Origin of the sequence: Rhodophyticola porphyridii (genome assembly GCF_003688285.1) — a bacterium.
Taxonomy (GTDB): Bacteria; Pseudomonadota; Alphaproteobacteria; order Rhodobacterales; family Rhodobacteraceae; genus Rhodophyticola; species Rhodophyticola porphyridii.
This window is the reverse complement of sequence record NZ_RCNT01000006.1, coordinates 95,750-109,495: the sequence shown is the minus strand read 5'-3', so window position 1 is coordinate 109,495 and position 13,746 is coordinate 95,750. Positions and strand designations below refer to the sequence as shown.

Genomic DNA, 13,746 nt, shown 5'->3' with positions numbered 1-13,746 from the left:
GCGGGCGGTATCCGATCCGTGCCGAGCCTAACGCGCGGGCGCGGCGGGCGCGATGCTGAATACGTCCAGTCCTCTGCGGTGCATTTGCGGATCGCGCCGCCGGGTTCCCTCATCCGGGCCGGTGCGGGGCCGCTCGGCATGGTGCCGCCTCAACCGGCCAAGGCCCGGATGCGGCCGCCCGCCATCGGCTTCGCAGATGCGCCGACCTGGACAGCCCTGTCTCACTTGAGCGGGGGGATTTCATCGCCAAGCCGGAGCAGGCCGCCCTTCGCGTCAAGCTGCGCCTCCTGCTCGGGGGTCAGCGTATGAATGGCCCGGTAAAGTGCGCGATATCCCTCCTCCCGCTCCGTCTGGCTGTCGGAGATGCGCTCCAGCGCGTTCTTCATCGGGTCGGTAAACCCGTGCGACCCCCGCCGCCAATCCAGCTTCCTGCGCCACGTATCGTAATCCGGCGCCGCGAAATGCAGCAGATGCGCGCCGTCCTCATGGCGCAGCATCTCACCATGGATCCGCGTCCCATCGCTGTCATGGGCCCAGTGCTGGCGCAGACGGATCCCCGGCAGTCCCGCCCGGTAGAAGGATTTGCCCTCGGAATGTCCGATCAGCCCGAAGTGGCTGCGGAACAGATCCGCATGCGCACCGTAAATCTCGTTGATCACGGGCCGTGGCAGCGGCAGCCGGAACGCCTCCGTCCCGTCGGCAAGAAAAACCTGCTCGGCGGACAGAATACGCGCGGTCTGCATGTCGTCGGGCCAGCTCGCCAACGCCTCCGCGATGGTCCGCCCCTCGAACCGCATCAACTCATCGGCATCCACGTTCAGAAACCAGCCCTCCCGGGTCTCGTGATAGGCCGAGGTCAGGGCCGCGTTCTGGCGACGGGTGAACCGCACCTCAGGGGTCAGCCCCAGCCGGGCCCAGAACGCCGCGTCGCAGGGGCGCGCATCGACCCCGGGGATGGCCCGCAGATAAGGCAGCGCCGGGTCGTCCGGATCATCCAGAAACAGGATCATCCGCCCTGCCCCCTGCGCCAGATACCAGTTCAGGAACCGGGTCAGAACCGGCAGGGGCTCCCGCATGATCGCGGCGACAGTGAACGCCCCGGTCATGGCGCCGGAGCACAAGGGAAATGGGTGCGCACCGGCATCCCCTACCCCGCCCTGCCCAGCCCCAGCCCTTCGAGCAGGGGGGCGAATTCCGGCAGGCTGCGCAAATGCTTGGCCTTTTTCCGATGGTGCGCAACAGACTCGCTATGCAGCGCGCCCAGCACCGGATCGCTCAGGAACTCCTCGCGCAGGCGCGTGGCCTCGGGCGATGGCGTCGCGGCGCGGGTGTCTACGGTGCCCCTGGCATCGTAATCGCGCCAATAGGCATAGCGGCGCTCCGGATCGAGACGCGTCGCGCCGACAGCGTCGCCCCGGTCGATCTTCACCAGATACGCCTCGGCGGAGCGGATCGCATAATGGTTGAACTGCGCCAGATCGACCGTGGTCAACGACAGCGCACCTTTGCTGCTCCCGTCCGTCCATTCCGGCGGGAACTCGTTGCCGCTGCCGTCGATCCAGCGATATCCGGTGGTGGAGAAATCTGAACGCCGGGGGCGATGATTGCGCCGCACGCTGAATTTTACCTTGTTGTGAAACATCGTCTTGACGGCATTCGTCGGCTGGCGCCCGGCCGCGCGCAGGGCATCGTAATCCTTCGATTGCGTGGTGAACTGCGAGACCACGGGTTCATCGACGATATCAACCACGCCGCCCGAACCGAACGGCATCGAGGTAAAGGAGACCACATCAAACCCGACGGTTTCCTCATAGAAATCATCCAGATGGCCGCCGCCCGCCCAGATCATCAGAAACTCGTCCGGATCCTTGAAGTAGATCCAGCCCGCATCCTTGTAGAGGTTGAACAGCGAGGCATAGCGGTGGGCCATCACATGCCAGTTCGACCGGTCACTGAACAGCGCTTTCGGGTTCGGCACGTGTTTCAGCGGGATCAGCCGCTCCATCCGGTCAAGGATCCGGTCGGTCAGGTCGTCGCAGTCATTGGTGATGACGATGAAGCTGCCGAAGCCGACGGCAATGTGATGGGGGACCCATTCCAGGATGTAGGGGCCCTCGTTCTTCATCGCGGCCACGATAAGCGCGGGTTCATTGTTCAGCATGAAACACGCCGTCCCACGCGGGCTGAAACAGGTCTCATTTTGTCAGGTCCAGATATGAAAGTGGCGCGCCAAGGGCCTGCGCCAGGGCGTCGACATGTGCGTCAAGCTCCTCCTGCGGCGGATCCGTCCAGGCACTGTCGTCAGGAATGAAATCCGCATTGGCCAATGCCGCGCCGACCGTCGGGAAATCGACATGGGCCTGCGCCTCGCGTTTCACGAAGCGCCCGCCCGAGGGAACCCAGCACCCTTTAATGGCTTCCACACGGACAGGTTCGATCCCGGCGAAACGGCGGAATTGCAGCAGGTAATCCTCGATATTCATCGACGGGCCGCGATTGATGATGCCGACGCGCGTCGCCCGATCCACCACCATCGCGGCCAGATGAAGGGCGGAGCCATCGGGCGCCACGATCCGCCGCGCGGCCTTGTATTGCGCGATCTGTGCGTCGATCCCGTGATCCTGCGGATGGTAGACGCGATACCCCGCGGCCGCCATGAGATGCTCGATCCGGGTCTCCATCAGCACCCGGCCCCGGCGCGAGAACAGGCCCGAGCGGGAGATATAGATATCCTCCGCCCCGTCGGGCGCGATATCCTGCCCAAGACGGTCGCGCATGAAGCGGCGGTATTCAGGCCGCCCGGCGATCATCTCGCCGATGCCGAAAGCGGGCTCGGGGAATACGATCTCGTCGATCCGGACCGGAACCTGCACCGCCCGCAGCGACAGATCGCCAAGACCCAGCCTTGCAAAGAACGGCACATGCTGGCGCATCAGCCTGAACTCATGAGTCAGCCGCTTTTTCGGGTAAAACACGATGCCGTCAATCGCCCCAATCCGGTCGATGGCCCAAAGCCGGCTGGTGGTTTCAGCCAGAAAATGCCCGAAATGCGGATAGAAGACACCGCCGAAAAGCCACCGCCCGGCCAGCCGTTGTTCGGATCCGGCCCCGTCATAATCGGGCACGATCGTCATCGGTTCGCTGGCATAGCGCCAGGCATGGCTGGCCGCGATATGGGCGCCCGAGCTGTCAAACACACCCGCCGCGCGCTTGTAGCCGCCGGGCTCGTTCTCCGCCCAGGGCACCATTGTCACATCACAGTACCATTCGGGCGTCCAGTCGATCGGTTCGTCGGGGTCGAAGTTGAGCTTTGGCGGGGCGGCGTCCTGCATTACTCCAGCGCATCCTCTGGACGGATGCCCACCTCCCGGCACATCCGCCAGGCATAGGAGTTTTCCAGGGGAGGGTTCTTGCGCCACCACGGTTTTGTCCCGTTGGTATAGAGATGAACCGACACGGTTTGATCGCTGAAATGCCCTTCCACCAGGCCATGGGGGTCATAGAAGATGTCGTTCAGCTGGAACGGCACCGGATAGAGAACATCCGGTGTCATCGCCTTCTTTATGTCGCCCGTGACCCTGGCGAAATGTGTAAACGCCTGCGGGCCGAAGGCGGTCCGTTCGGTCTTGTAGATCCGTACCGGATGCGGCGCGGAGCGATCCTGCTTGTCCATGCGCCGCCGCTGGCGCGGGTTCCACCAGGCGGGATAATCCGGCAGGTTTTCGTAATAGTCGAGCAACTGATCCATCAGCTCGCATTCCTGCGGCAGCCCCACCACGCCGCAATTCAGTGCTCCGCGCATGCCGTGCCCCGCAAAGATGTATTCCCAGTCCTCGGGAAAGGGCTTGTGGCAGAACGCGTCGCAATCGATCCAGATCGCCCCGGTGGCCCGGATCATCTTGTACCGGAACACATTGGACAGGAACGACGCCGAGGTCTGCTCCACCACATCCATGTCGATATCCATGATCTCGGTTGCGGGTCTGATCACCACCCCCTCGGGGGCGTTCTTCACGTCATCGGTACAGTAAAGCGTGACGGGGTGGCCGTGCCGGATATGAGACGCCAGACACAACTGGTTAAGATACTGGAGACGCTCTCCGATCCAGAGAGACGCAACGGGACGGCGGGTTTCAGCCACGGGAAGAACCTTCTTTGCGTTATGATATGGTTCGATCTGCTCTTTTTACTGTTTTCCGGGATTTCACGGCCAGTGGCAAAGGCTTTTGCGGTTAACCGGGGAAAGCCGGGGCCAGTGTGGCGGTTTCGCAAAGCCCCGGCTAGGTGGATGGCAGCCGCAACTGCGTCTCGACCGCGGCAGGATCGGGGGCGCCATGAAGATCGACGATGCTCAGACCCAGCCGCAGGCGGATCGCGTCGCCACGCGCGGTGATCCGGGGCGGTCCGGGCCAGCGGCTCAGGTCATAGGTCTGCTCGGCCTGCCATTTCTCGATGACGGTCACGCCGCCATAGGCGATCCTGAAGGTTACGGCCCCCTCGCCCGGGTCGATATGATTGACCCCGGTTCCGACCAGCACCTCGTCATCCCCGGCGCCCAGAACCACCAGATTGCGCCCCGGCCCCGTATCGATCCGCGACGCGCCGTCACCATCGTAGATCCGGTCATTCCCGTGCCCGCCGAAAATTCGGTTGCGACCGGTGAACCCGTGGATTTCATCGTCTCCGGTGCCGCCATCCAGCGTATCATTGCCCGGCCCGCCGCGCAGGGTGTCATTGCCGGCCTCGCCATAGAACGCATGCCGGCGGTTGGATTGCTTGGCCTGCGCGATCAGCAGGTCGTTTCCTGCCCCGCCGTAGAACTCGGCCTGCCCGTGCTTGGGGCCAAGCATAATGTCGTCGCCATCGGACCCGCGCACATTCACCTCCACCCGTTCGGAGGTTTCGAACTCGATCGGGCTTTCGGGATGGGCCACGATCTTCAGGGTCTTGCCGGTCTTGCCATCGCCCTCCTGCCGGGCGACCACGGTGGCGATGCGGATCTTTTCGACATGCGGGGGGCAATGCAGCACGTAATCGTCGGGGCCGGCCATGTACCATAGCGTGTCGGTGCCGCCATCCTTCTCCTCCCGGATCTTCTCGGCATCCGCGCCATAGGCCCAGTAATCGTTGTTCGCCCGCCCACCGGCCAGGATGACGCTGCCATCCACCGCCATCATCGCGTTCACCCCGCTTGCGGGGTTTTCATAGCCACGCATGTCGAGCCCCAACTCCAGTGCGCCGGTCACCAGCGCCTCGCGCAGGAAGTCGACCGGGGCGCTGTCGATCAGATTGGTGGTCTCGCCCGGATCGGTCTCGATGTCGTAGACATGCTCTTCCCCGTTGGGGTAGCGGAAATACCGCAGGTGCCGGTACCCTTCCACCGAGGGGCGTACCGACAGGGTGCCGAAGACACAGGTGACGGGCGATTTGCTCTCGTCGAACACGCCAAACCCGTCATCCAGAAGCGGCAGCAGGCTCTGGCCCGAGATCCAGTCCGGCCGCGGCGGCAGGCCCGCAAGCTGCATGATGGTTTTCGGGATATTGTGAAGCGAGACCGGCAGGTCGATCTCGCGCCCCGTCTCCATCCCCGCGTGCCAGACGGCCAGCGGAATATGGGCCGCGCTGTCCCATTGGCTCATCTTGTGGAAACTGTCGTGATTGCCCAGATTGAAGCCGTTGTCGGACAGAAAAACCACGGTCGTGTTCTGCCCCAGCGGCGAAGCCTCCAACGCGTCGAGGAAACGGCCGATCTCGTGATCCACATGGCTGATCGCGGCGAAATAGGCGCGAACGACCTGCCGCCAGGCCTCGTCCCCCGCCTTTTCCGGGGTCCACTGGCCATTGGCGATATAGGCCGCCTCATACACCGCGAAACCAGGCTGCGGCCCGTGATAATCCTCTTCGGCGGCGATGCTCGGCCAGCGGATCCGGGCCGGGTCATACATCTGATAGAACCGGTCCGGACAGATCAGGTTGTAGTGCGGATGCTTGAAACCAAGCTGCAACAGGTGGCGCCGCGAGGGGTCCGCCTCGGCCAGGAAATCGATCGCGTTCTGCGCCACGCTGTGGTCGTAGAACCGGTCATCCTGGCTGCCGTCATCATCGGGGTGGTTCACGCCCTTGATGCCCGGCCCGCGTTCAGAATAGGTCTTGACGCCGCGCCTGCGGCCCCGATCGGATGCCTCCATATCCCGGTGGAACAGCATCCGCCGATACTCTTCGGGCATGGGCCGGTAATTTGCATCCACCTTGCCCGTGGTGAAGGTGAAGAAGCCCGCCCTCCGCAGGTCATAGGCCCAGGCCTTTTCGGGCGGAAAGACATCACGCCAGAACCGGTTGAGATCGACCAGCCCGGTGCGGAACGGGGCCAGCCCCGTGGCCAGTTCCGCCCGGCAGGGCGCGCAGAGCGGCACCGTCGCATAGGCATTGGTGAAGCGCGCGCCGCGGCGCATGAACCGGTCCAGATTAGGGGTCTCGATGCGGATGCCGAAGGTATCGCGCCAGGTGAACATGTCGATCATGTCATCGACCCAGATGACGCAGATATTGCCGCCTTCCACCGTCTCAGGCGTGAACCCCGCCATGGCTCAGTGCCCCCAGAGCATGTAGCGCCGAAGCGCCATGTGCTGGGCGCGGTCGGCCTCTTTGCGCGGCAGCAGGAGCGTGTGATCGCGCCAGAACAGCACCTCAAGGATCACTGATGCGCCAAGCGTCTTCAGCAGTCCGGGCCGGTGACTGCGACAGCCGATGAACAGATCGGCGTTGCCCGACATGGCCGCATCGCTTCCGACGACACTGTGGATCGCGCCGCCGTTTTCCTGAAACGCCAGTTCCGATCCGCGCTGGGTGACCGTTGCGAGCCGTGGCCGACTTCGCGGACCCTCGACAGGGGCGGTGAGTTCAAGCGCGCCGCCGGTCCCCTTCACGGTAAACCTGTCGCCGTCATCGGACAGGAAAAGATATGTGGCCGACCGGCCGTCCCCGCTGCCGGCGTTCAGGGTCAGAAGCGTGCGCGCCCCGCCCGTCTCGGGCGGCAGGTAGATCACCGCCATGCTCCAGCCCGCAGGGTCCGGATCCACCTTGTCGACCACCAGCCCGCAATGGGTGCCCGCCCGCAAAGCAAGGCCGGACAAGCCGTCGGCCTCCGAAAGAAGGGTATGCCCGATACTGGGCTCGGTCGGGTGGGCGACACAGCCGCAGATACTGTCGCGCCATTCCGTGACCGCCCCGGTCTCAGCGTCGGTTGCGAACGCCTCGCGCAGACCTTCCAGCCAGAGCGCGCCCGCATCGGCCATCTGCTCGCGCAGAAGGGGCCGGGCGGCGTCGGCCCGCACGCCGGGGGGCAGATCCATGTCCAGTTCAAGCATCGCCATCTCCGTCGCGTACCGGCAACAGACACGGCAGGGCCCAGCGGTGCAGGCCGCGGCCCGTGGCACCCTGCATCTGCCAGTCATCGCGCACCGAGCCGCAGCCGCGATCACCGGCACCGAACGCATAAGCCACCCGCAACTCGGCACCCTCCGGCGCTTTGGAACACTCCAGAAGAAGGGATTTGGGATCGCCCGGATCGATCTTCACCGTCGTCACCCTGGCCCCGTTATCCGCGCCCATGAGCGTGAAGCCCGCGGTCTTGCCCACACGAAACGGGTCGTCCTTGTCGATCACCAGATCACCGGCCGCCTGGGCCACGACACGGATGATGCTGCCGCCCTCCTGGCTCAACCGCTCGGCCAGATGGAAGGTGGGGCATCGCCAGTCATCGGCCGCGGAGATGGCGGCGGCGGTCATCTCCGCCATCTCGCGCCGCGCCGCTTCGGTCGGGCGGTCGTGGTCGTCCTGGGCGAACATGTAGCCCGGGGCGGAGAAGATCAGACGATGATCCGCGTGGTTCCAGATCAGCTCCCACTGCCCTTCGATCGCAGCCTCGGTCGCCACCTCGGGCCCGCCGCTTTCGAACCGGGCCACGAAAAGCGGCTTGTCGAACCCGAGTTGTCCCAGGTCCCTTTCGGTCTGCGCCATCAGGGCCAGAATGCCGTCCCGATAGGCCGCCGCCGAGCCCGACATATCCTCAAGCGCGAAATCCAGGTGAATGGCGAGAATCTTCGCCCGTTTGCCAAGAGCCGCCGCCGCCCGCGACAGGTTCGCCGCCGCCGTGATCAGGTTCTTGTAGGCTCGCCCAGTGGCCAGATCGGCACTGGTGGCGGAGCTGTCGGTCTCCGCGCGGGTCAGAAACAGCGGCAGCGCCTCGAACTTCTCCAGTTGCCAGCCCAGCAGCGTTTCGGCCACAAGCGCCTCATGGGTCATCTCGCGCAGATGCTCCAGGCGGTCATGGGTGCCCGCGCGCTCCACCCCGGCATGCCCGACCGCGCCGATATCGTCGGCGGGCGCGAGGACATGCTGCGGAAACTCGCTGCCACCGGGCGTCGCCAGCGCCGCGCGCGGCCCGCCAATGGCCAGCACGCCGTAAAGCGGCCCCGGCGCATCGGCGATGATATCCCCGCCGGAGAGCGGCCGCCGAAAGGTGCGGATCCCCTGACGCCCGGCAAGCCGCGCCGCGAAGATCAGCCAATCGCCGTCAATGCGCGCGTCCCATGCGTCGATCCCTTCCAGAAGCTCATGCGGATCGGCCCGCGTCACGGCGGGGGCCTGGCCCGCCGGCGCCTGTGCCTGCCCCGCGGGGGATGTGCCCAGACGCAGGGCGATATCGTCGATCACCTTGTCCGACAGTCGCATGACAAGCCCGCTCGGGTCGTAACGGATGACATCGCCATTGGCGGCGCGGACCAGCACACCGTGCCCGGCGGCGGCGCCTTCTGCCGGATCATTCTTCGTCGTCTTGCGCGCCACCAGCGCCCCCCCTTGTCTACCGTCGGACAGACCGGGCGCCGTTCATCCAGCCCGATCCGAAGCGCACGTCCCGCGTGTGCCCCTGAAACACGTTATGACATCCGGATTGCGCAGACTAGGTGCAAGCGGTCCTCCGACATGGATGTCGGCGCCGCGGCTCAGCGCCGGTCGAATTGCAGCGAGCCGCTGGTCTCCCGATCCGGCGTTTCCGAAAGGCCATGGGCCGCGAGGGCCGGGGTGAACCGCTCCCGAAGCGCGCGGGCGTCCTCCTCCCCCACGAATGGCAGAAGCACGCGGTTCACCGTGCCCATCTCCACCGTCGCCAGCATGTCGGGTGTGATCTGAAGCGGCGGGGACAGGCGCAGGCAATCGGGCCGGAAATCGCGAAGATAGGCCACCAGACCGCTGGCCTGCCCCGCCCCGTCAGAGGCAAAGCGCAACGGACCATCGGTGAGTTTCAGGCGGGATGTATCCGCCAAGCCGTTTTTCGCCGCGATCTCTCGGGCGATGTGGATCAGCGGCGCGCGGCTGTCCTGCGCCATCACGGTCAGATCGGGCCTTTCCAGACAGGCGCGCACAGGCATGAAGGCGACACCGGTGCCGATGTCCAGCACCCGGGCGCAGCCTTCCAGATAGCGCAGGATATTGCGCGCGTGGCGCCGCTCGAACCGGCCGCTCAGCACCGCGTTCAACGTCTCGGGCGCGAAGACGCGCGGATCCGCCGGCAGGGCGATGTCGTGGTTGGCCACCCAGTCCACGCGCACCTCCCCCGACAGGTCGATATCGCCCCGCACATAGGGATCACCGTCTTCGGCGGCCCAGCCCGCGACGGTATCGGTCCGCCGCTCGGCCACCGGTCTGTTGGCGGCGGTCTGTTCCACCCGCGACATCAGCGCGGCGATCTTGGCCGGGTCGCGCGCCTGGGGCGGTTTCGCCTCGACCCTTGTGATCGGCAGTTTTCCCGCCTCGATCAGGCTAGATTTTAGCTCTGCATAGGCATCGGTCTGCCGGTAGTCGTCCAGCCGGGCCTCGATCCGCGCCAGCGCGGTCTCGTGCAGATCGTTCAGGATGGGATCGGTCAGAAGTTCGGCCATGATCGCGGCACGCTTTTCAGCGTGGCGCAGGATCGCCCGATCCTCGACCTCGTTGCGATCCTGAAGCGCCCAGTAATCGGCGTTGTACTTATCCTTCTTGTTGTTCACATTGCCGCGGAACTTGCGCACCGCGTAGCTGTCCACGGATTTCACCGCATAGTGGTTCATCTGCGCCCAGTCGTAGCCGAGCGTGCGCCGGATCGAGCGCCAGCCGCGAAACCGGAAGTAATCCTCCATCGGCTGGCCCGAGCCGTTCAGCCACCGCACGGTGTCAGGAAAGCCGGTTTCCAGATGTTTGTTCTTGATCGACGGGCGGTGAATGCCGAGCTTCCAGTATTGCGGGTCGAACTTGAACAAAGTCTTGACGCCCCAGCCCTTGTTCCAGAGCGGCGGCGCGGCGCGGGTGTATTGCTCGGTCACCGGCGCGCGGGACCAGTCGATAATGCCCGCCGAGCCGAAAATGCGCCATGTCACCACGACGCCGTTGGCATCGCGTGCGACCGTGTCGTCCAGCAGCCCCTCAAGCGTGCCCGACGGGTGGTTGATGCAAAGAAACTCGTCGGCATCGAAAACCATCAGCCAGTCCGACCGGCGCACCAGCGGTTCGTTCTGCGCATGCTTCAACGCACTGGGCTGCGGCTTGACGCCCTCGGGGATCGTGTTCGGCCGGTGATATCCCAGGCCCAACTCTTCCAGCCGCTCCAGCATCTCCACTGTGCCGTCGCTGCAATCATTGGTGTAGACGAGGATATCGGTGAACCCGACCGCGAGATGATGGGCGACCCATTCCAGCAGGAACGGCGCTTCGTCCTTCATCATCGAGACGGCCATGACCGTGCCGTGTGTGCTGTGCGGTTTGAGATGTTTCACGCGCTGATGCTCATCGGCCCCGGTGCCCTTGGGTCGGCTCTCGGGCGGCCGACCGGTTTGCGGCGAAAAGACGCCGGATCGACGGCCCCGTTGCCTGCGATCACGTCGCATAGTCCGTGGTGCAGGTCAATCTCGGCGACCGGGGTGCAACCTGAGTTCGGCTGTCCACATGACTGCCGCTGCCGGCGCGCGTCGCTTCCATCCATAGCAAAAACCTATTGTATGTATAGAAACTGACCTTGCGTCACATCTGCATTGCCGCTTCCCACACACGTGGAAGACGCTAACCTGCCTGCGGGAGAATTGGGAGGAACCATGTCGCGCGACGATCATCCATGGACGGCCTTTTACGGCCCGTCCGCCAGACGGGAAATCGACAACCTGTCCTATCGCAGCATCGGCGACATGGTCAGTTCGGTCGCCTCGGTCTATGGCAAGGCCCCGGCCTTCACCGCATGTCTGCCGAACGGGATGAATGGCACGCTCAGCTATGCGCAGGTCGACGAGATGTCGGACGCGCTTGCCGTGTATCTGCGCGAGATCGCGGGGCTTGAACAGGGCGACCGGGTGGCAGTGCAACTGCCAAACGGGCTGTCCTTTCCGATTGCCGCATTCGCGGTGCTGAAGGCGGGCTGCGTGTTGGTCAACGTCAACCCGCTTTACACCGCCGAAGAGATGGCCAAGCAGTTCGAGGATGCCGAGCCGCACGCGCTGATCATCGTCGACATGTTCGCCGACAAGCTGCCCCGGGCGACCCGCGGCCATCCGATCCCGAACATCATCGTGACCCGCGTGGCGGAGTTTCTTCCCGCGATGCCGCGCGGGATTGTCGGGCTCGTGCAGAAATACTGGGACCGGACGATCAAACCGATCGAGCTTGCCCATATCCGCCTGCCCGATGCCATCGCGGCGGGGCGGCACAAACAGCATACCGACAATATCGAGGTGGAACCCTACCATTCCGAAATGTCGCCCGACGACACGGCCGTCCTGCAATACACCGGCGGGACGACCGGCGTGTCGAAGGGCGCGATGCTGTCTCACCGTAACCTGATCATGAATATGGAGCAGACCTTCGAGCTGCTTCACGGGCATGTTGAGAAAGGCAAGGAAGTCGCTCTGACCGCGTTGCCGATGTATCATATCTTTGCGTTTACGGTGAACCTCCTGGGGTTCTACTGGCTGGGCGGCCGCAACATCCTGATCCCGAACCCGCGGCCCCTGTCGAACCTGAAACGCGCCTTCGAGAATTACAAGGTGACCTGGATCAGCGGGGTGAACACGCTGTTCAACGGTCTGACCAACGAGATCTGGTTCACCGACAGCCCGCCCAGGCATCTGAAATTCGCCTCCGCCGGGGGTATGGCCTTGCAGACCGCCGTGGCCGAGCGGTGGGAGGAGATCACCGGAAAACCCGTGATACAGGGCTACGGGCTGACCGAAACCTCGCCCGTTCTCACCTTCAACCCGCTTGGAAAGGCGCGGCCCAATTCCATCGGCGTACCGGTCCCCTCGACCGAGGTCATCTGTCTGGACGAGGAGGGAAACCCGGTGCCGCACGGCGAGGCCGGAGAGCTTGCCGCAAAGGGCCCGCAAGTGATGCGGGGCTATTGGAACAAGCCCGAGGAAACCGCGAAATCCATGCGCGACGGCTGGTTTCTGACCGGCGATATCGCGGTCATGGATGAGGATGGTTTTTTCCGGATCGTCGACCGCAAGAAAGACATGGTCGTCGTCTCTGGCTTCAATGTCTATCCCAACGAGATCGAGGATTGCCTAGCAGGCCATCCGGGCATTCTGGAGGCCGCCGTGATCGGTGTGCCCGACGACGCCTCCGGCGAGGCGGTCAAGGCTTTCATCGTCAAGCGCGACCAGAGCCTGACACCGGAGGCCGTCCGCGCCTACTGCAAGGAACACCTGACCCCCTACAAGGTGCCCAAGCAGGTGGAGTTCCGGGACGATCTGCCGAAATCGAATGTGGGCAAGATCCTGCGGAAGGATCTGCGCAGCGAGGATGCGGCGCAGGTGGCAGCGGAATAAGGGCAGGAAAAGATGGTTGGACCTCTCGAACAGGCGATCCTCGCGCTGATGATCTTCGTCATCATGCTTGGCATGGGCTCGTCTCTGACACCGCGCGATTTCATTCTGGCACTGAAACGGCCATACGGGCTGGCCATCGGTGTGATCTCCCAATACGGCTTCATGCCCTTCATCGGCTTCATGCTGGCAGTGACGCTGACCCTGCCCGAGGCCATCGCGGTCGGCGTCCTGATCATGGCCTGCATGCCGGGCGGCACGACATCCAATATCTTCACCTACTTTTCCAAGGGCAATCTGGCGCTGTCGGTTCTTATGACCGTGACATCGACCGTGTTCGGGGTAATCCTGATCCCGATCATCCTGATCCTCTACGCCACTGCGCTGGATCTGCAGATCCCGCGGGAAAACATCATCGTAACGCTGATACTGCTGTTGGTGCCCGTTGCGATCGGAATGGTCCTGCGAAAGATCAATGCGAATATCGGCGCAGTGACGGAGTTCATGGGCTCGCTGCTGGCGGTGATCTTCATCCTGTTCCTGCTGGTGAGCTGGGTGCCGCGCAACTGGCAGTTTCTGCTCGACACCACGCCCGGCACCTATGTCGCGGCCATCGGTCTGGGGGTCATCGGGATCACCATCGGCTATGTGTTCGCACGCATCCTCAGGCTGCATCCGCGCAATGCCCGCACCGTGGCGCTGGAAACCGGCATCCAGAACGGCCCGCTCGCCATCGCGATCATCGCGTTCACCTTTTCGGGGACCGAGGCGCAGAGCATCATGGCCGTGCCGGCGCTCTATTCCCTGTTCATCGTGATCGTCTCGACGCTGGTGACATTCATCTTCCGCAGGGCAAACACAGCTGCGGAGCAAAAGATGCCGGACGGGCTTCTCTAGG

At 64.1% G+C, this 13,746-nt stretch carries 10 protein-coding genes; 2 read left to right on the top strand and 8 right to left on the bottom strand.

Translation table 11 applies throughout. The features are described 5' to 3' along the window. Nucleotides 1–221: 221 nt before the first annotated feature. From D9R08_RS12625 to D9R08_RS12590, 8 genes are all read right to left on the bottom strand, one after another. Nucleotides 222–1,106 (bottom strand): glycosyltransferase family 2 protein, encoded by an 885-nt coding sequence (locus D9R08_RS12625; RefSeq protein WP_121898421.1) that lies wholly within the window; start codon nucleotides 1,104–1,106, stop codon nucleotides 222–224. 41 nt (nucleotides 1,107–1,147) lie between these two features. Further along, nucleotides 1,148–2,161, bottom strand: coding sequence for a glycosyltransferase family 2 protein (locus D9R08_RS12620; RefSeq protein ID WP_121898420.1), 1,014 nt, complete (start codon nucleotides 2,159–2,161; stop codon nucleotides 1,148–1,150). A gap of 34 nt (nucleotides 2,162–2,195) precedes the next feature. Next, the gene (locus D9R08_RS12615; protein ID WP_121898419.1) at nucleotides 2,196–3,332 is read right to left on the bottom strand and encodes a glycosyltransferase family 61 protein; all 1,137 of its coding nucleotides are present in this window, start codon (nucleotides 3,330–3,332) and stop codon (nucleotides 2,196–2,198) included. Then, complete coding sequence (locus D9R08_RS12610) at nucleotides 3,332–4,141, bottom strand: hypothetical protein (protein WP_121898418.1); 810 nt, start codon at nucleotides 4,139–4,141, stop codon at nucleotides 3,332–3,334. The genes D9R08_RS12615 and D9R08_RS12610 overlap by 1 nt, the downstream gene beginning before the upstream one ends. A 139-nt stretch (nucleotides 4,142–4,280) precedes the next feature. Continuing rightward, nucleotides 4,281–6,584 carry a sulfatase-like hydrolase/transferase gene (locus D9R08_RS12605; RefSeq protein ID WP_121898417.1) on the bottom strand — a complete coding sequence of 768 codons (2,304 nt, stop codon included), beginning with the start codon at nucleotides 6,582–6,584 and terminating at the stop codon, nucleotides 4,281–4,283. Nucleotides 6,585–6,587: 3 nt separating this feature from the next. Continuing rightward, nucleotides 6,588–7,367: a hypothetical protein gene (locus D9R08_RS12600; RefSeq protein WP_147450676.1), complete on the bottom strand. Its 780-nt coding sequence runs from the start codon at nucleotides 7,365–7,367 to the stop codon at nucleotides 6,588–6,590. Further along, nucleotides 7,360–8,847 (bottom strand): hypothetical protein, encoded by a 1,488-nt coding sequence (locus D9R08_RS12595; protein ID WP_121898415.1) that lies wholly within the window; start codon nucleotides 8,845–8,847, stop codon nucleotides 7,360–7,362. Before D9R08_RS12595 ends, D9R08_RS12600 begins: the two co-directional genes overlap by 8 nt. 158 nt (nucleotides 8,848–9,005) lie before the next feature. Beyond that, nucleotides 9,006–10,811: a glycosyltransferase family 2 protein gene (locus D9R08_RS12590; RefSeq protein ID WP_233557450.1), complete on the bottom strand. Its 1,806-nt coding sequence runs from the start codon at nucleotides 10,809–10,811 to the stop codon at nucleotides 9,006–9,008. A 315-nt stretch (nucleotides 10,812–11,126) separates the two neighbouring features. Between D9R08_RS12590 and D9R08_RS12585 the strand changes: the two genes are divergently transcribed. Continuing rightward, nucleotides 11,127–12,851 carry an AMP-binding protein gene (locus D9R08_RS12585; RefSeq protein ID WP_121898414.1) on the top strand — a complete coding sequence of 575 codons (1,725 nt, stop codon included), beginning with the start codon at nucleotides 11,127–11,129 and terminating at the stop codon, nucleotides 12,849–12,851. A gap of 12 nt (nucleotides 12,852–12,863) precedes the next feature. Then, nucleotides 12,864–13,745: a bile acid:sodium symporter family protein gene (locus D9R08_RS12580; protein WP_121898413.1), complete on the top strand. Its 882-nt coding sequence runs from the start codon at nucleotides 12,864–12,866 to the stop codon at nucleotides 13,743–13,745. Nucleotide 13,746 lies beyond the last annotated feature (1 nt).

Excerpts from the sequence above, each read along its gene's own strand:
- D9R08_RS12625 (WP_121898421.1), bottom strand. The coding sequence starts at position 1,106 with ATGACCGGGGCGTTCACTGTCGCCGCGATCATGCGGGAGCCCCTGCCG.
- D9R08_RS12620 (WP_121898420.1), bottom strand. The coding sequence starts at position 2,161 with ATGCTGAACAATGAACCCGCGCTTATCGTGGCCGCGATGAAGAACGAG.
- D9R08_RS12615 (WP_121898419.1), bottom strand. The coding sequence starts at position 3,332 with ATGCAGGACGCCGCCCCGCCAAAGCTCAACTTCGACCCCGACGAACCG.
- D9R08_RS12605 (WP_121898417.1), bottom strand. The coding sequence starts at position 6,584 with ATGGCGGGGTTCACGCCTGAGACGGTGGAAGGCGGCAATATCTGCGTC.
- D9R08_RS12600 (WP_147450676.1), bottom strand. The coding sequence starts at position 7,367 with ATGCTTGAACTGGACATGGATCTGCCCCCCGGCGTGCGGGCCGACGCC.
- D9R08_RS12585 (WP_121898414.1), top strand. The coding sequence starts at position 11,127 with ATGTCGCGCGACGATCATCCATGGACGGCCTTTTACGGCCCGTCCGCC.
- D9R08_RS12580 (WP_121898413.1), top strand. The coding sequence starts at position 12,864 with ATGGTTGGACCTCTCGAACAGGCGATCCTCGCGCTGATGATCTTCGTC.